This is a genomic window from Chitinophaga polysaccharea, assembly GCF_007829335.1.
Taxonomy (GTDB): Bacteria; Bacteroidota; Bacteroidia; order Chitinophagales; family Chitinophagaceae; genus Chitinophaga; species Chitinophaga polysaccharea_B.
In genome coordinates this window covers 29979-48299 of record NZ_VIWO01000011.1, presented here as the reverse complement: position 1 = coordinate 48299, position 18321 = coordinate 29979, and the positions used below count along the sequence as shown (strand labels likewise).

Here is an 18321-nt window from a genome sequence, read left to right as displayed (position 1 = left end):
TTTATAGGTAAATTATCTCGGATAACAATACGGAGCGCAAGGTAGAAGTTTTACGGCGGCTTTCAGAAGTGGATGCGAAGAAATAGCACTAAAATGTGACGCTAAACCTTTCATGATAAAGGATTGAGCGCCAATTTTAGCAACTACGTTAGGACGCTGGAAGTGAAAACAATGGGACCTTTAGTTATCTTCTTCCGATTCGGTTGTTTCTTCCAGTTTATTATCGCTACCCCGGCGTAGTTGTACTTTAGGGTTGCTTTGTGTGCCGGTAACATTAAACGGAATACCGATAATACCGAATGGAGGTAGCCCCACACGTCCTTTCAGATTGAGTTTGCCATCCATGCTCACCTGTCCCTCAAACCGTGGCCGGAAGCCGGCAATACGGAGTTTGGTTCTCTCTATGGTAATAATATTATTGCTGATACTGGATTTAATATCGACTTTAGATACATCGGGATCTTTGATATCCGATTTGCCGGTGGACTGGCTCACAGCGTTCATCAGTTTAAATCCTTTCAGTTTTATTTTTTTCACCGACAGCACGCCGCCGCCTTTCAGGGAGGGGTAAATCGGGTTCATATTGCCATCCAGTTTACCATTGAGGTGGTAGTCTATCCCTACGATGCCGCTGGCGCTGGCAGCTGAACTGGCCATATCGTGAAAGATCTTTATTTCATTATAGGCGCGCCTGATATCGAATTCTTTTGCGCTGATATGGTAGTCGAATGCAGCCCGCTGGGGTTGGATGCAGGTGTAGGTAGCATCCATTTCCACGGGAGCGCCAATAATATTAAAGCCGGTTTTATTCATCACCACTTTGCCGCTGTCCAGCACTACCTGGCCATGGAAGCTGTCGATATCCATACCTTTAAAACGGATCTTCGCCGCCGCTGCGTTGAGGGTGAGCGCCAGGTTAGTGGGCAGCCGGACTACGCCGGAACCGGAGGATACGGCTTTAGGTGCTGTGGCGGCAGGCTCCGTGGCATTGGTCATCAGTTCATCTACCAGTATATAATTGCTTTTAAAGTCGAACGTACCGTGCAGGGTTTGATTCGGTTGGGTGGCATAACCAATCACGTTACTTAAGAAGCCGTTCATGGTCAGCTTTGATTTACCATAATTGGCCACGAAGGTATCGAACCACATCTTGTCCTGGTCGAATCGGAAAACACCATTGCTGATGCGGCAGGGCAGGGGGAGCAGGGAAGTGGTGAGTACAACATCCTTCACCGTGAGTGTACCCCGGTTATTAAGTTTATTATAACGCCCAGCAACAGCATCGGCCTGGGTACCACTGAGCGCCAGGTTGGTGGCAATGAAGCCTTTCACATCGTAGCCTTGCAGGGCAAATACTTTGTAGATGGCGCCCAGGTTGATCACCCCGTTGGAGGTAATATTGTACCGGAGGTTATCAAAATTGTTAAGGTCTGCTTTCAATACAAAGGGCTGTCCTTCGAATTCAAAGCCCACTGGCTTCAGGTTTATCTTCATCGACTGAAGGGTACCGGTGGTGTTGGTAACGGTGGCGTCTATATTAATTTTCTGGATAGGCGTTGGGTAATATTTGGTCCGTATAGTACCGTCGTTCATGGTGAGTTGGGCGGTAGTAATGGGAAAGCGCCTTTTCGCCGGGATATAACTGCCTTTGGTATTTACATCTATGTGTAGTGCCCCGGTGATATCGAGACTGTCCATACGATAAAATTGTTTGATGTCGGCTAGGTTCATTACGGCGGCCAGCTGGGCATCTACTTCCGGAGCTTCAGCGTTGTGGAAGCGGAAATAGCCCTTGATATAATTGCTCAGGAGGTTGGCGTTGATGTTGTCGATACTAAAATGCGTATGGGCGTAGTTGCTGTCGGGGCAGTTGGCCTGCACCTGGAAGCTGATATTTTTAAGGGCTTCCGGCAGGGAGGTAAATTTAAAGTAGCCGTTGTGCAGGCTGGCATCCAGGTTAAAGGCCGGGATGCTGGCAATTACGGTGTCGGGCCGGTGTTTGGGACCGCGGTCCTGTATGCGGGTGGCGTACAGGCCATCGGCCAGCAGGTGGGCCTGCAGGCGACCTTTCAGCTCAAAGGAAGGATAGCCCATGGCCTTACTCCACTTTTCCAGGTCCAGGTCTGTATTCATTTTTACATGCACCTCCGGTGTTTTGAGTCCTTTTACCCGGATGATGGAGCTGAAATAGTCTTTGTCAATGTTGAAGAAGATAGAATCCACGTTCACATAGAGACTATCCGTATTGAGTTGGGCGAGCTTCGACTGGAAGTTCAGGAACAGGTTTTTGATGGGCGCCGGTGCTTTCGGATTGGCGATCTGGCCATTACGTACCTGCATGTTAAAGGTGAGGGTGGGCATGGTGTTGGTGGCTGCAATATATTCACCAATGAGACTGGCATTTACATCGGCGGTACCCTGTACATCGGTATGTTGCATCCAGGTGAGGTATTCCGGTGGGAGGGCGCCGAAAATGGCATGCAGGCTGGATTCCATGGAGCTAAGGCGAAAGTCCATCTTGTAGCCGTTTTTCAGGAAGGCGAAGGCGCCTTTCAATCTTACCGGCAGCTCATTTATTTTCAGGTCATTTCTCTCGAAAATAAAATCGAGGGAGTTGGTATTTATTTTAGTGATCAGTTCTCCGTTTAGTTTTTTAGACAGGAGATAGGAGGTGTTGCCATAATTGAAATCGAGTGAGCCGATGTTGATTTTAGAGTACAGGTCAAAAACCGCTTTACTCAAGTCTCCTTTACCGATGTAGTTCACTTCTTTGGCTTGCAGGTACATGGGGAGCGACTGGTCATCGTAAATAAGGTGGCAGTGTTCTATCTGTATCCGTTCAATTTTCATGGAGGCGCTGCTGCTGTCGGATTTGTTGGTATTGGTGGCGGGGGCCGACTGGTATACGTTATAGTTCGGATGCCCGGCGGAATCCACCATGATATGTATTTTCCCTTTGGTCAGGTATATTTCGTCGATGTTGACGGCGCTGGAAAAGAGGCTGCCCAGGTTTACGCCCAGGGCTACTTCGTTGGCAGCAACCAGGGTATCCTGTTGGAAAGGCGCGCCTCCTTTGAGGCTAAAATCGTACAGGGTCAGCGTGAGTGCCGGGAAGTGATTAAAAAAGGATAGCCGGGCTTTGGAAAAGTTCAGTTCCCCGGTAATGCTGTTGTTGGCCCAGGTCTTTATTTTATTGGACACGGTGGTGGGAAACAGCATGGGGAGCAAAAACAAGAGCGCAAGAATAGCGGCTAAAGATATGGATATAATTTTTAATATTTTTAATGCGACTTTTTTAATGAAGGCATTACGCATATGATTCTCTGTATATATTATGGTCTTGCCCGCAAATACCCGAAAAATGGCGGTTTACATGCCAGGCAATTGATGATGGTTACCCGGCGAAGGTAGTTTTTTTTTAAGTGCGGGAAGGTAGGCGGGGGATAGTTTAATAGCATCTTAAGATTTGTGCTGCGGGAATAAAGGAGGTGGGTCAAAGTGAGGTAGCTCATTGCTATTTCGTATAGTCTTTATTGTTAGGAGTTGATAGCATGTTCAATATCCAGCCTTGTTGCTACCTGTAAATCACGTGGGTGCTATCATTCATTTTATTCATTCCCGGGCTAAGCATTGTTCATTCTTTAGCCCCTGGCCGGGAGCCGCTTTTTAATCTGAAATATTTATTGCATTTTTGCTCCCTGAAATATTCATTCATTATGTTAAAGAACCTATATCTGGCGTGTACGCTGTTTGTACCCCTTTGTACCCAGGCAGCCCCCATTAATGATTCCCTGGAAATTTCCAGTCAGCAGGTGGAAAAGACGATTGACTCCATCCGGAAAGCACAAAAGTATGAAACCGGTTTGATCCACCTTCCCGGTGGTAAGGCAGAAATCAAGATCCCGGCAGGCTTTAAGTTCCTGAACAAGGAACAGAGCAAATATGTATTGACCACGCTGTGGGGCAACCCTGAGTCGAATGCGGCCAATACCCTGGGCATGATCTTCCCGGAAAAATCAGATCCTTTCAGCGATAGCAGTTATGCGTTTGTGGTGGAATATGAAGACATCGGTTATGTAAAAGATGACGATGCTGAAAAAATCAACTACGATGAAATGCTGAAGAATCTGCAAAAGGACGAAAAGGAAGAAAATGCACAACGTCTGAAAGAAGGCTATCCGGCCATTCACCTGGTAGGCTGGGCGCAGGCGCCGTTTTACGACAAGGAAAATAAAGTGTTGCACTGGGCCAAGGAAATTCATTTCGGCGACCAGGACGGCATTAATACGCTTAACTACCAGATCCGTATCCTCGGCCGGCATGGTATCCTTTCGCTGAATGCGGTATGTACTATGCAGGAACTGCCACTGGTAAAAGCAGACATCGGCAAGGTACTGCACATGGCCACCTTCACCGACGGGAATGCATATACCGATTTTGATCCTAAGATCGACAACGTAGCTGCCTGGACTATCGGAGGACTCGTAGCCGGTAAAGTGCTGGCGAAAGTAGGTTTCTTTGCTATCATCGTGAAGTTTCTGGCAGCCGGCTGGAAGTTTATTTTGCTGGGATTTGCCGCCCTGGCTGGATTTATCAGGAAATTATTCCGTCGCAATAAGGAAGAAAAAACACTGGAAGGCGACACTACGGTAGGTGGCACTCCTGCCGAAGGCACTGTGCCTCCGGCAGAAGAACCTACCTCTTCCCTGTAACCAGTAGCGGTATACGATAAAGCATTTACATTTGTTGCAAAGGCGCGAAGCCACAAAGCGGTCAAACACTTTGCCCCTTTGTGGCTTCGCGCCTTTGCGCAGAAAATAGCGTATATTTAAGGATACCTCCCCGCTAAAAATAACGCTATGATTCCCACCGTATCACTCCGCAGTAAGGAAGGCAAATGGATCATGGTTGCCACCATCCTGGCTTCAGCGATGGCGTTTATAGACGGTACTGCACTCAACGTAGTGCTACCTGCACTACAGCGGGCTTTGCAAGCCTCCGCCGCTGATCTTTTCTGGGTATTGAATGCTTATATGCTGATGTTGGCTGCATTGATACTGATTGGCGGCGCGTTGGGCGACAAGTTAGGACGTAAGAAAATATTTATGACCGGCATTGCCATTTTCATATTGGGGTCGGCCGCCTGTGGCGTGGCGGATAGCGCGCTATGGCTGATTATCTTCCGGATTATCCAGGGCATCGGCGGCGCCTTGATGATACCGGGAAGCCTGGCCATGATTGCCGCTTCTATCGATGAAAATGAGCGGGGAAAAGCGATCGGTACCTGGTCGTCGGTTACTACGCTGGTAACTATGGGAGGGCCGGTATTAGGCGGCGCCCTGGCCGATGCTGGGCTGTGGCGTTACATCTTCTTCATCAACTTACCTATTGGAGTAATAGCGTTACTGCTGTTAGCTACCAGGGTGCAGGAAAGAAAAGAAGACAACAGCGCGCCCGGTATAGATTTTATTGGCGCCGGACTGATTGCCCTGGCGCTCGCCCTGCTTACGTTTGGACTGCTGCGTATGCCTTCACTGGGCTTCGCTCATCCGCAGGTGTATGGCAGTTTGATTGGCGGCGTATTGCTGCTGTTGATTTTTATCGGGATAGAATATAAAAGTGCAGACCCTATGTTGCCATTGACCTTATTCCGGAATATGACTTTCACAGGTGCCAATCTCCTTACTTTTTTCCTATACGCCGGCCTGGGCGCCGGCATGCTGTTCCTATCGCTCAACCTGGTACAGGTACAGGGGTACAGCCAGCTGGAGTCTGGACTTACCTTTTTACCTTTTACGATACTGATGATTTTGCTGGCCCGGTACGCTGGCAGCCTGGCAGATAAATATGGCGCCCGGCTATTCCTCGTATTGGGCCCGTGTGTTGCTGGCGCCGGTTTGTTATGGTTGTCTTTTGTAAAACAAACCCAGGGCCCGGCCGATTACTGGACTACCTTTTTCCCCGGTATGCTGGTATTGGGACTAGGCATGTCATTTACAGTAGCGCCATTAACGGCTACCGTGATGGGCGCTGTGAGTCCGCATTTATCGGGTACCGCCTCCGGTATCAACAACGCCGTTTCCCGTCTTGCCGGCGTTTTTGCCAACGCGGTATTTGGCGCGCTGGCCGTATTGTTTTTTTCCGCAGTGGTGCAACAGCGCATCGCCGCACTTTCGCTTACCTCCGCCCAGCGGGCTGCTGTAATGGAGCAAACGGTAAACCTGGGCAATGCCGCTGTCCCCGCCGGTATAGCCGCTTCACAGCATAGCAAGATCGTCGCTGTCTATCATCAGGGATTTATTGATGCCTACGGCAACATTTTACGTATAGCCGGTGGATTGGGATTCCTGGGGGGATTGATGGGAGGGTTGTTTGTAAAGCAGAAAGCTTGACGCTTTCTGCTTTACAAACAAAATTTAGTTGGAAGGATAATATTGCTGCAACCAGCCAATCAGCTTCGTAAATACATCCATGGTAGCCGCAGCGCCCACGCCATGCTTTTCGTGCGGGTATCTTTCGAATCGCGTGGGAATATGCAGGGACGCAAGTTTAGCATACAGCTTCTCTGATTGACTCACATGTACCAGCGGATCTTCGTCGCCATGAAACAACAAAGTAGGTACGCCATTGGCAGCACTGAGCCGATGATAAGGGCTGGCGTCATAGGCCAGTTGAGCCGCCGGATCAGCTACGCCCAGCAGGCGCACTACTTTTTCGTCGGCGTCTTTATTTTCCTGGCGCACTTTTTTATCTGTGAAGTCGGTAGGCCCCCAGAGGTCAACCACCGTTTTCACCTGGCGCAGGGAATCATAGGCATAGGCGTATTGTAGGGCCAGGTAAGCACCGGCGCTGCCGCCTATCAGCGCAAACTGCGTACCGTCGAACTGGTATTTTTTCGCTTTGCTGCTGATAAAAGCCAATGCCTTCCGGATATCGTCTAACTGTGCCGGGTATACGTTTTTTCCATCCCTGATAAGGCGGTAATTCATAGATATAACGCCATAATGCAGTTTGCCTGCCAGTTCGCTGATGAGCTGCGCAGGCAGTTCTTTTTTATCGCCGCCTGTCCAACCGCCACCATGCAAGTATACAATCATCTTTGTTTGCGGTTGGCGGTCTTCCGGAAGATAGGCATCCAGCATATTATCTTCCCCGGCATCGCCATAAGGTACATCACGAAGGGTGATATAACGACTCGCGGCAGGCGTATAGGCGTTAGCGTTAGCAAGACCATCCCGCAGATTATTTTTCCGGAGATAGCTGACCAATGTATCCGGGTGATCGCTTTGCATTCCCTGTACGCCCTTGCGTAACACGGCATTCCAGTCGCCGGGACCTTCCGTAGGCGTTTGTGCATCCAGCCACACGGCCACGTTATGCCGGCGGGCGACAGCCAACATAGTACTGTCGGTGAGGTTGTCCAGCACGGAAACCGTCACCATGTTCAGGAAGGCTTCCAGCTGTGCTGGCGTATTCATTTCATCGGGCAGGCTGGTCATCAGGGGTACCTGCGGCGCGATGCTTCTCCAGGGGCGGTATTGTTCTTTTTTATTCAGGTATACCACCACCTGTTTTTCCATGCCAGCGGCCTGTATTTGTTTCCAGGTTTCTGCTACATCGGCTTCTTTAAAATCGAGATAGATATTTACTTTCCCCTTTGCCGCCTGTAATGCTTCGGCAAAGGTAGGTATGCGGTAGGTCTTACCATCATTACCTTTCAGCGATAATTGCCGCAGCTGCGCCAGGGTGAGGTCGGCTACTTTTCCTTCACCGCCGGAGGTCCGGTTGACGGTGGCATCGTGCATCAATACCAGCTTCCCGTCTTTCGTGGTGCGCAGATCCAGTTCTGCATAATCGGCCCCGCATTGCGCGGTGGCCTCTATGGCGGCCACCGTGTTTTCAGGAATATGGATATGATAACCCCGGTGCGCCACTACAACAAATTTGTGCGGCGTAGCCGGCAGCACGGGTGTTGCCTGTTGAGCCAGAAGCGTATAGTGGGTGAGTAAGGTGCCTGCGAACAGCAGTAATTTTTTCATGCTATAATATCTGTTTAGTATCGGTTACAAATACACGCGTGCTAACGGTATAAGTGCCACCGGTAGGATTGGTGTATTTAAGGTCTACATAAAAAGCACGGTACCCGCTTTGCGGCAGGGGGGTGCTTACTTTTACGGTGGACTGGTGCGCAATGCCCATGCTTTTCGACGTCCATTTGTCGTTCCGGAAATCAATATCCGGGGAGTCGGCAGACCATAAGATTACGTCTACCAATTTGTCGGCAGTGGCTTTGGCGGTTACGCTTACTTTACCACGACGCGTACGGGTGGTCCAGTTGCAATCGGGATAGGGCTGTTTGGTGAGGGTGTTACCAAAGAAGGCGCTCAGCGTTTCAAAAGCCTGTGCTTTGTTGCCCAGGCTATGTCCTGCGTTGGGCACATAATTGATCAGATTTTTGCCGGGTATGCTGTCGATATAATTTTTGATATTATCTACCACCCAATACTCATCGTTGGTGCCCATAAAAATCATTTTGGGCATGGTCAGGTTTTGACGATAGGAGTAAGGATCAATCATGGTATTGATGGCCTGGCCTTCACCGGTATGGGCGGTTTGTGGGATGCCCAGTTTTACATAATCTTCTATCTGAATACTGTATTCTTTCCATGTTTTGATTTGGTAGTCGAGGCTTACCGGCATGTTCAGCACATCTATTACCATCGGGGCAATAGCTGCTACGCGGCTGTCGTTGGCACCGGTGAGCCAGGTGGTCCAGCCACGTTTGGAGGCGCCGGATACCACGAAGCGGGACACAGGAATAGATTTGCTTTTAGTGAAATCCTGTACAACATCCATAGCGCGCACGGCGCTTTTTACCATGGGAAACAGCAGCGGCCAGGTATAGTCGCCATCTTTTTTGAAGTTATGCAGGGTAAATGAAATCAGGGCATCTTCGGTGAGCTTCCCAAAGAGTGGCTGGTTGGGCGTTTGCCGCAATACAGAAGTTACTGCGTGATTGGTCGTGGCCAGGGCGGCTACCTGCTGGTATAGTTCATCCGTAGCGCCGTTCCAGTTAGGTTGTCCGTCGCGGTTAGAGCCGCCGGTTACAAACAGCAGTGCGCCATCGTAATCGATGGTACCGGGCACAAAGATAGTGAGTTGATGTGTCCAGGTATATTCCCGCCACTTTTGAGAGGTGAGCAATATGCTGTAGGCGGTGGTGTTATTTACCTGGAAAGAGTCTTTTACTTCCCAGTGAAAGGATTTGTCGTCGTTATCGAGATAGGCTCTCAGTGCAGTGGCGGCCGTGGTAGCCTGTTGAGCCATGGCCGCAGCCAGGAACAACATGTTTACCAGCAAAACAAAAAATAGCTTCTTCATATACGGATTAATTGTGGGTATAGTTATGATACGTTTAAGATAAGCAATACTTACCAGGGTTTACCAGTACCCTGGATAATCCATGGTTTGGACCAGGGACTATTTTGTGCGCCATTGGCGCCGAAAGAGGAATAGTTGGTCACTTCCAGCCGTTTCAGGGCATCGGTTAAATTGGCCTTATTCAAATTCCTTTCTTCCAGCATGTAATAAAGGCGTACTGGCACCACGGTGCCTTTGGCATAGGGGCCTGCATGTAGTTGCGGATAGCCGGTCCTTTTAAAGTCGGCCCAGGCTTCGGTGGCCGCGGTCCAGCTGGCGGCCCATTTTTGTTCCACAATCTGCTGTTGCGTATGATTGTATTTTACCGCAGGTTGGGAGATATAGGCGGCGTAGTAGCCTGCCAATCCCCAGGTAGTGAGCGAAGCCTTTATGGCGGCGTTATAATGCGTTTCGCCATCGCCGGCGGCCCAGCCCTTAATGCCAGCTGCTTCGGCTAAAATAAAGCGTACTTCTGCGGCAGAAATGAGCCGGGCTTTTAACAGCGGCCCTTTTGCCTGTTTGTAGATATCATTGAGCCAGGATACATGCGGGTTCCGGGAAGCCTGGCTGGCATCGGGACTTAAATTATACACGGCAGGACCTGGGATTGCAGGCGGCAGGCCTACATAGTCTACATCCTGGTTAATATCATGGAGGGTAAGTCCTTTAGATGCCAGTACGTCGGGCGATACATACCGCACTTTCCGGTTTTCGCCGTTCACTACGGTGTCTACCGGCTTGTATACATTGCCGGTACCGGGGGGCAGGTTATTATCTACCAATAAAAAGCACTGTACTTTATTTGCCCATACGCCCAGTCGCGGATCATGCCGGGCTTGCAGGTACGTTACCAGGGTATTGCACATTTTCAATCTCCGGTAATTACTGCTGTCGGTATCGTAGGTGGCATTGGCAGGCCAGGAGTCGGCATTGCTGTTGCCGGGAAACGCCATGGTCGCGTCTTCAGACGCATCGGTAATGATGGGATATTTTGCCGGGTCGCCGGCTATTTTTTCAATGCCCGCTTTGGCTACATCCGGCAACTTTTCCGACAGGCGCATATAATATCGCAAAGCCAGTGAATTGGCCATTTTTCGCCATTTGGTAGGATCGCCAGCGTAATATACATCCACGGCATCGATGGGATTGGTATACTCGCTTTTGGACTTAGACAGCAAAGTGTTGGCTTTGTCCAGGTCGGCCAGTATACCGGTATAAATCACTTGTTGAGGATCGTATACGGGTAACGTATTGTCTGTGCCGCCCAGCTGCCCTTTCAAAGCCTGGGTATAAGGCGCATCGCCCCATAGGTCGGTGATCAATCCAAACATCATAGATTTCATCACCAGCGATACACCCTGTTGCAGCTCATTGTTGAGCGTTACGGCCCGGTCATATACGAGTTGGTTATTTCTCAGGATATCGTAGTAGGCAGTCCAGCTGTTGGTGCCCGCCCAGTCGTATTCATTGTGGGTGGTGGTCCATCCATCTTTCTGGGTATGTTGCATTACGCCGGCCATATCCTGGTACCCCAGCGTTACGATCTCTATACCTGCCTGTGTCAATACCGTGGATAGCACCAGGTTGGGATTGATGGTAGCAGGATTGGAACCATTGGGGTTGTCGTTTAATTTGATGAGCTCCTTTTTACAGGCGGGCAAAGCAGTAAGCAGTAACCCCAGGCACAAAAGGATTGATTTATTAACTGGTTTCATATGTCAACGATTAAAGAAACGCTTAAAAGGTTACGTTCAACTTGGCGCCCATCGGAATAGACCATGGGGTTACGTTGTATCTTTCTATGCCCTGCATAAACTGCATACCGGAGCCTTGTACAGTGGTGGAAGGCTGGTAGGCATTTTCAGGATCTATGCCGATTTTAGCAGCGGTCCACAAGATGATATTCCGGCTATAGATAGACACGGCCGCGTTTTGCAGTTTTGCGGAGGCGATCCATCTTTTCGGCAGCTCATACGACAGCGATACTTCCCTCAACTTCAGGTAAGAAGCGGGGAACAGAAACGCCCGGGTAAAAGACCAGGCAGTGCTGGCGGCATACGGAAGGGTAACCGTGCCATCATTGCCGAGGTTTTCAATATAGCCGGTAGGGTTACCATTGGCATCATAACCTTTGGCTCTCACACCAGGAATGAACACGCCGCCGTAAGGCAATACGTAAGGTCCATAGGTAAAGGGAAAGCTATTGTATTCTGGAGTAGGGCCGCCTACCAACGGGAATTTGTTGCCGCTGGGTATGACCAGTTGATCCTGGTGACTCACCAGGTAATCCCGCAGTTCCTGGCCTTTCATGTTGCCCGGGTTGGTAAGCTTGTCGAGGAACAGCTGGGAGTTGCCATGTTCTTCTCCATAGCGGTAGGTCTGGGAAACAAAGTCACCCCCATTTCTCCAGTCGAAGGTCATGCTCAGCGTAAAGTTTTTATAGCTGATCGCCGTCTGCAAACCCATGATGAACTTAGGGTTGAAGTTGCCGATCTTGTTGCGGGTATTAATAGCATCTATACTTTGCCATTTGCCGGTATTATCCAGTATTGGATAGCCATAGTAGGGAGATGATTTATCCGTGACGGTTACCAGCTGTGCATCGTATATATCGCCAATATCTTCCCCTACGTACGTCCATGCACCGCCTTTTCCTTCTTCCCAGAGGGTGTAATAAGGCAGGTCGTTAGGCAGGGAAATAATTTTGGTACGGTTGCGGGTAAAGTTGACATTAACATCCCATCTCCAGTTTTTGCGATCTACCGGGGTGCCTCCCAGCGTGAGTTCTATGCCGCGGCTTCTCAATAAACCTGCGTTGATATTGCGGGAAGCGTAGCCGGAGGAAGGAGGTGTTTTGGGACTGAAGATCTGGTTTTTATTTTCCACCATATACCAGGTAGCCGCCATGCGCAGGCGGTTGCGGAACAGGTTTACATCTATACCACCTTCATACGAAGTAGCAATTTCCGGTTTCAGGAAAGGGTTCAATAAAGTGCCGGAAGTACTTTGGCGGGGAATATTACCCCAGGCGCCGGCATTGTATAAAGTCCCCAGCAGTTGATAAGGTGCCGCGTCGTTACCTACCTGTGCTGCGCCGCCCCGGAGCTTGATCATATTGATGTTATCAGAGGTGATGTGCATCATTTCATTGACCAGGAGGCTGAGGGAGGCGGAAGGGTAAAAATAGGCAGCAGCTTCGGGCAAGGTGCTGGACCAGTCGTTGCGGCCGGTGAGGTCCAGGTAGGCCATGCCTTTGTAGCCCACGTTCAGCATAGCGTATATACTGTTGACGCCTTTTTCGTAACGGGTACTGTTATAATCGAGGTTTTGCGGGGCAATATTTTGAATGGTGTATACCCCTGGAGTAATGAGCCCGGTACCGTCTTTGGTAGCGGTGGTAATGTTTTTACCAGTCTGGTATCGTTTGTTGCCGCCGGCAGATAGGGTGAAATCAACATCACCGATATCTTTTTTGTAGGTCAACAACACATCGATATTGCGTTCGTAGTTGTTGATGTTGATAATACCATAAGCGCCGCCCGGATTGCTGAGATAGCTGGCGGCTATCTGGGTTTCTCTTTTTTCATTATAGGTATCGAGCGCATAGCGGGCCATGAAGCTCAGGGAGGGCAATATTTTCCAGTCGGCTCTTACGTTACCGAATACACGATCTCTCACAAAACCATTTTTCACTTCATAGGCCAGGAAATACGGATTGTTGAATACGCCATTGTATTGAGTGCGTTGCTGCAATCCTTCCTGCCCGGGCATCCAGTAGTCTTTCAGATCGCGTACGTCGATATGTGGGGATATGCTGTACACGGCCTGGAGAGGATTGGCGCCACGATCGCCCGCCGGGCGGTTGTTGGAGTTGGTGCGACTGAAATCAACGTTGGTGCTTACGCTGAATTTTGAATTTACCTGTAAGCTGGAGTTTAGGTTCAGCGCATTTTTGAACAGGTCGGTATTCGGAATGATACCCTTGTTGTTCATGTTTACATAGGCCAGGCGGTAGGCAATCTTATTGTTATTATTAGCCAGTGAGACGTTGGTGGTAGTGGTGATGCCGGTATTGACAAAATTTTTCACATTGTCTTTATGTGATACCAGCGGCATGGGGATGCGTTTGCCGTTTTTATCGAGTGGGCTGTTCCACTGTACTTCTTCGTATCCCATATCCAGCTCCGCGCCAAAGGTGCCGTCTACATTTTCCGATATAATGGTTCCAAAGGGATTGGTAAGCAGGTTGCCGCTACGGGAAACCGGGATGCCGGAGAGCTGGCCGGAACCGAATTTATGTTGCCATTTCAGGAATTTATAGGGCTTGTCGAATACGGTATTGATGGAGGCGTTGACCGTAGTGCGATCTACCTTTTTACCGGTTTTAGTGGTGATGAGTACCACGCCGTTGCCGGCACGGGAACCATATAGGGCAGCGGCGCTGGGGCCTTTCAGGATCGTCACGCTTTCGATGTTATCCATATTGATATCGGAGATGGCGTTGCCATAATCCACCATATTATCTTTGCCTATTTTGCTGATATTGTTGATGGTGTTGGCCAGTGGCACGCCATCTACTACAAACAGTGGCTGGTTGTCGCTGCTAAGGGAGGTAGCGCCCCTGATGATCATGCTGACAGATGATCCGGGACCGCCGGTGGAGTTGATAGTTACGCCGGCTACTTTACCGGAAATGGCGTTGAGGAAATTTTCCTGGTTAACGCGGTTAAATTCTTTGCCTGCCAGTTCTTCCACAGAATAGCCCAATGCTTTCTTTTCCCTTTTAATGCCAAGGGCGGTCACCAGTACTTGTTCCAGTTCTTCTACTTTTTTTTTCAGGGTGACGGCCAGGGATAATTTGCTCGAATCGGTAATCGTATAGCCGTGCAGGGTATCCGTTACATAGCCCATTTGGGAGAGGATAAAATGATAAGGGCCGCCGGCGGGTAGTTTGGTAAAGGTGAAGATACCTTTGTCGTTGGTAACCGTGCTGGCCAGTATGGTATTGTCGGCGTTGGCTACTCTTACCATCACATTGGGAAGCCGTTCGTTCTTGTCATTTTTGATAATGCCGATGGCGGCAGGGTGGGCGTTTTGTGCCCATACACTACCAATGTACAGCTGTAGGAATAGTAGCAGCCATATAGTTTTGGTGCGGCGACAGATCGGGGATAGTCGTTTGTTTTCACGCATAATATTTCATTTTTAGGCAAAGGAATCGCCTGTCCCGTATTACGGGAGCAATTAGCCAGCGCATTGAATCGGTTTAGTAAAGGATTATTGTGTTATGTAAATAGTTTCATTGGTTTGCTTAATAGTAAGGTTGTTTAATGTGCTAATGGTACCCAGGAAATCAGCTAACGACTCTTTACTACTATCGAAAACGCCTGTAAAACTCATGTCTGCCAGGGTACTTTCCTGGTACTGGATTTTTACATGGAATTTTTCGGACATCAACCGGAAAATATTTGCCAGTGGTTCATTGCGGAAATTGAATATTTCATTTTCCGTTTTCACCGGCGCTTGTTGATTGTTATTGGTTACAGGTACCATGCCTTGCTGATCGAAGCAGAGTGCTTGTCCCGGCAGCAGGTAAGTGGCTTTGATGCCTTTGTTGCCCAGCAGGCTGTCTGCTTTCACCACTACCTTACCACTGATCAGCTGCACCCGGATCACACCTTTTTTGCTGTTGAGGGTAGTTATCCTGAATACTGTGCCCAGCGCGGTAGTGCCATAGTTGCCGGCATATACCGTAAAAGGCTTTTCCCTGTTGGCCGCCACGTTGAATAACGCCGTGCCGGAAAGGTGTATGGAGCGGTTATGCGTGGCAAATGGTTCTTCATAGCGTATCTGGCTTTGCGGAGCCAGTGCTACGGTGCTGCCATCGTTTAAGCGGAGCCGCATTGTTTTGGACGTACGGTTTACCTGCTGTGCAAATACCGGCGTTATAGCGCTGTGTGTTGTAACAGGCGGTGCGCCAAGGTGTTGTTTTATTGGCACAGGATGTTGCTGCATCCACCACACACCGGCTAAAGCGGGAATGGCAATAGCGGCAGCAACAGCCAGCCATTTATAGGAGCGGCCAGCCGGCGGCATCTTCCGGTACGTGCGACTTTCAATGGCGGCCAGCATTTTTTCAGAAATGTCGGTGGGTAGCAATGATTCCGGATGAAAAGAATGCCAGCTCTCTTCTGTCAGCCAGGGCTGCAAAGCCTCCGGGTGTTGTATAAGGTATTCCCTTACCACCTGGTTTTCTGCTTCATTGCATTCACCCCGGAAGAATTTTTCAAGTAATGTTGCTGGATGCTTCATATCTATGTATTCGTTTCAAAACAGCAAACCCCTCACTGTCGTTCATCAATTAATATTTGCATAACAAGAACATCAGAGCAGGTGCCGGATCAGGAGGATAAGTACCAGTAAGAGTGAGTCTTTCAACTGGCGTACTGCCCGCAGGATGTGGTTTTCCACGGTTTTGGGAGAGATGGATAACTGCCTGGCTATTTCTTTGTGAGGAAGTCCTTCGAAGCGGCTCAGTTTAAAAACATTTTTCCTGATGGGAGATAATTGTTCTATGCTATTATACACCTGCTGTAGTTCTTCCTTCACTGTAATATCTGTTTCCATATGCCAGTCGGGCTGTTCCTGTACCATGCAGGCGGTGTGCCTGTTTCTTACCTGCTGTTTGCGCAACAGGTCGGTCATAACGCTTTTAGCTATACGAAATAATTGGGCAGAGATATTATAACTGGTCGATAATTTTTCCCTTCGTTCCCAGAGCAGTATAAAAGACAGCTGCACGGTTTCTTCCGACAGGTAGGCAGAATGCGTACATTTCAATACGTAGAAATAGAGCTTTGCATGGTATTGTTGGTACACCATTTTAAAGCGTTCGATATTTCCATTCTTTATATCCTGTACGATACTTTCCATAATGATCGCAAATATCTGGTGGGCCTAAACAAGATACAAGGAATTACTGATTATGTTAATGTTATTTTAACCACTCTGCCGTAGCACCACTGTGGATTTTACTGCTTTTGCAGTTTCAGGATCAGCGGAGCGGTAGCTACTCCCGGAATGGTAACGGTGATCGATAATTCCAAGGTGTTGCTGCTCACATTTTGAATCCAGTGGGGATCGTTTACGCCTTTCTGGGAGGTGAGTAAAAATACCGCATCGTGTACATCCAGTTTCCAGGTGCCGCTATTACCGGCGGCGGGTAATATTAAATCTGTGCATCCATTGATCGAAAAGGTACCATCCGTGTTGAACTGGTAGCTATTGTTTTTGGTGCAGGTAATCAGTGCGCCGGCGGCGCCAAGTGCCGGTGCCAGTGCCAGGATGCTGGTGCCGGCAGGAAGGTTTTGTCCCCCCAGCTTGGCCGGTACGGCCAGCACAATATCCTGCTGTTTCCAGGTACCGGATACCTGTTCATATTTCTGTGACTTTTCCGGGGTAGCATCATGGTTCTTCTTGCAGGACAGGAGCAAGGAGGGGACCATCAATACGGCGACCACCATTTTAACAGGGATAAATGAACGCATAGTCGATGGAATTAATGTTACAAAGTACAGTGTGTAACGTCTTTACTATGTATTCGTTTGGCAAATAGAAATCCCTCAGCGCGTAACAATTCGTTAACCTGGTGCTTAGTGTGATTAAGATTGCAGGGGGAATGATACGGGGCGGTTTACATGCAGCTGCCGGTATAACAGGCCACCGATTAAGATGGTAATGATTCCCTGTAATAACACGGTATCGGGGGTGCCTATCCATTGGGAAACGGCGCCTACGAGGAGTCCGCCCAATGGTTGCATACCAAAGAACGCCATGGCATAGAAGCTGATCACCCTTCCGCGCATGGCCGGATCTACAGTGGTTTGGATCAGGGTATTGCTGATGGTGATCTGCGACATCATACCAAAGCCGGCCAGGGTTACGAATAAAAGTGCCAGGGGATACCAGGGAGTATGAGAAAATAGTACCAGCCCGGCGCCGAAGATCATCGTGTTAATCGCCAGGATTTTGCGCAGGTTTTTGCCGCGTTTCAGCGAAGCAAGGAAAATAGCGCCGCATAACGCGCCCAACCCAATAGCACTGTCTATCACGCCAAAGGTAGAGGCGTTGCCTTTGAAAATATCCTTGGCATATACAGGCATCAGCGTAGTATAAGGCAGTACCAGCAAACTGATAGAGGAAAGGGTGAGCAGCACCACGGAGATAGCGGGGGTAGCTTTGATGTAGGCAAATCCCTCTTTCAGTTCACCGGCCATATTTTTAGTGCGGGGCTTAGGCACATAGGCGGGCAATTTCATTTGTAACAGGGAGCCTATCACCGCGATGAAGCTAAGGGCGTTCAGCGCAAAGCAAATATCTTCCCCGAATTTTTCCAGGGCTAATCCGGCTATACCCGGACCAATCAGCCGCGAAAGGTTTACCATGGACGAGTTCAGCGCCAGGGCGTTGGGCAGGTCGGCTTTATCTTCCACCATTTCATATACAAGTGATTGGCGGGCGGGTACATCAAAGGCATTGATCAACCCCAGTAAGGCGCTTAACCCAATGATATGCCATACCGAATAATGATTGAAGTAGATAAGTACCGTCAGTGCCAGCGCCTGCACCATAGAGGCTACCTGTGTGAGCAGGAGCAGTTTATAGCGGTTGTACCTGTCGGAGGCTACTCCGCCGAGGAACGAGAACACAAAGGAAGGAAACATGGTAGCGAAGAGCGTAACGCCCAGCATAAACTTAGAATGGGTTTGGGCATAAATTACCCAGCTTACGGCAGTTTTCTGCATCCAGGTGCCGATTAGGGAAACAGATTGTCCGCTGAAGTAAAGTCGGTAGTTACGGCTTTTAAACGCGCTAAAGGTGCTTATTTTCATCTTACATTCG

At 49.2% G+C, this 18321-nt stretch carries 11 protein-coding genes; 2 read left to right on the top strand and 9 right to left on the bottom strand.

Annotated features, from left to right (window positions below):
* Positions 1-180: 180 nt before the first annotated feature.
* Positions 181-3315 carry an AsmA family protein gene (locus FHW36_RS26845; RefSeq protein WP_145673856.1) on the bottom strand — a complete coding sequence of 1045 codons (3135 nt, stop codon included), beginning with the start codon at positions 3313-3315 and terminating at the stop codon, positions 181-183.
* A 401-nt stretch (positions 3316-3716) separates the two neighbouring features.
* On the opposite strand from FHW36_RS26845, the gene FHW36_RS26840 reads away from it, so the two are divergent.
* Both FHW36_RS26840 and FHW36_RS26835 read left to right on the top strand, forming a co-directional pair.
* Positions 3717-4712, top strand: a complete 996-nt coding sequence (locus FHW36_RS26840) for a DUF2167 domain-containing protein (RefSeq protein ID WP_145673854.1) — start codon at positions 3717-3719, stop codon at positions 4710-4712.
* A gap of 147 nt (positions 4713-4859) precedes the next feature.
* Positions 4860-6392, top strand: a complete 1533-nt coding sequence (locus FHW36_RS26835) for an MFS transporter (RefSeq protein ID WP_246121237.1) — start codon at positions 4860-4862, stop codon at positions 6390-6392.
* Between the two features lie 24 nt (positions 6393-6416).
* On the opposite strand, the gene FHW36_RS30620 is transcribed toward FHW36_RS26835, so the two are convergent.
* The 8 genes from FHW36_RS30620 to FHW36_RS26795 form a co-directional block, all read right to left on the bottom strand.
* Entirely contained in the window at positions 6417-8039 is a 1623-nt protein-coding gene (locus FHW36_RS30620; protein ID WP_186452619.1) for a glycerophosphodiester phosphodiesterase family protein, read from the bottom strand.
* 1 nt (position 8040) lies between these two features.
* The gene (locus FHW36_RS26825; protein ID WP_145673852.1) at positions 8041-9381 is read right to left on the bottom strand and encodes a PhoPQ-activated pathogenicity-related family protein; all 1341 of its coding nucleotides are present in this window, start codon (positions 9379-9381) and stop codon (positions 8041-8043) included.
* Between the two features lie 50 nt (positions 9382-9431).
* Positions 9432-11135, bottom strand: a complete 1704-nt coding sequence (locus FHW36_RS26820; protein WP_145673850.1) for a SusD/RagB family nutrient-binding outer membrane lipoprotein — start codon at positions 11133-11135, stop codon at positions 9432-9434.
* 22 nt (positions 11136-11157) lie between these two features.
* Positions 11158-14613 (bottom strand): SusC/RagA family TonB-linked outer membrane protein, encoded by a 3456-nt coding sequence (locus FHW36_RS26815; RefSeq protein WP_145673848.1) that lies wholly within the window; start codon positions 14611-14613, stop codon positions 11158-11160.
* A gap of 84 nt (positions 14614-14697) precedes the next feature.
* Complete coding sequence (locus FHW36_RS26810) at positions 14698-15732, bottom strand: FecR family protein (RefSeq protein ID WP_145673847.1); 1035 nt, start codon at positions 15730-15732, stop codon at positions 14698-14700.
* A gap of 72 nt (positions 15733-15804) precedes the next feature.
* The gene (locus FHW36_RS26805) at positions 15805-16353 is read right to left on the bottom strand and encodes an RNA polymerase sigma-70 factor (RefSeq protein WP_145673845.1); all 549 of its coding nucleotides are present in this window, start codon (positions 16351-16353) and stop codon (positions 15805-15807) included.
* A gap of 98 nt (positions 16354-16451) precedes the next feature.
* Positions 16452-16967 (bottom strand): DUF5004 domain-containing protein, encoded by a 516-nt coding sequence (locus tag FHW36_RS26800; protein ID WP_145673843.1) that lies wholly within the window; start codon positions 16965-16967, stop codon positions 16452-16454.
* A 114-nt stretch (positions 16968-17081) separates the two neighbouring features.
* Positions 17082-18311 (bottom strand): MFS transporter, encoded by a 1230-nt coding sequence (locus FHW36_RS26795; protein ID WP_145673841.1) that lies wholly within the window; start codon positions 18309-18311, stop codon positions 17082-17084.
* Positions 18312-18321: the final 10 nt, after the last annotated feature.

Bases quoted from the DNA above. Each gene is read 5' to 3' on its own strand.
- FHW36_RS26845 (WP_145673856.1), bottom strand. From the start codon at position 3,315: ATGCGTAATGCCTTCATTAAAAAAGTCGCATTAAAAATATTAAAAATT.
- FHW36_RS26840 (WP_145673854.1), top strand. From the start codon at position 3,717: ATGTTAAAGAACCTATATCTGGCGTGTACGCTGTTTGTACCCCTTTGT.
- FHW36_RS26835 (WP_246121237.1), top strand. From the start codon at position 4,860: ATGATTCCCACCGTATCACTCCGCAGTAAGGAAGGCAAATGGATCATG.
- FHW36_RS30620 (WP_186452619.1), bottom strand. From the start codon at position 8,039: ATGAAAAAATTACTGCTGTTCGCAGGCACCTTACTCACCCACTATACG.
- FHW36_RS26825 (WP_145673852.1), bottom strand. From the start codon at position 9,381: ATGAAGAAGCTATTTTTTGTTTTGCTGGTAAACATGTTGTTCCTGGCT.
- FHW36_RS26820 (WP_145673850.1), bottom strand. From the start codon at position 11,135: ATGAAACCAGTTAATAAATCAATCCTTTTGTGCCTGGGGTTACTGCTT.
- FHW36_RS26815 (WP_145673848.1), bottom strand. From the start codon at position 14,613: ATGCGTGAAAACAAACGACTATCCCCGATCTGTCGCCGCACCAAAACT.
- FHW36_RS26810 (WP_145673847.1), bottom strand. From the start codon at position 15,732: ATGAAGCATCCAGCAACATTACTTGAAAAATTCTTCCGGGGTGAATGC.
- FHW36_RS26805 (WP_145673845.1), bottom strand. From the start codon at position 16,353: ATGGAAAGTATCGTACAGGATATAAAGAATGGAAATATCGAACGCTTT.
- FHW36_RS26800 (WP_145673843.1), bottom strand. From the start codon at position 16,967: ATGCGTTCATTTATCCCTGTTAAAATGGTGGTCGCCGTATTGATGGTC.
- FHW36_RS26795 (WP_145673841.1), bottom strand. From the start codon at position 18,311: ATGAAAATAAGCACCTTTAGCGCGTTTAAAAGCCGTAACTACCGACTT.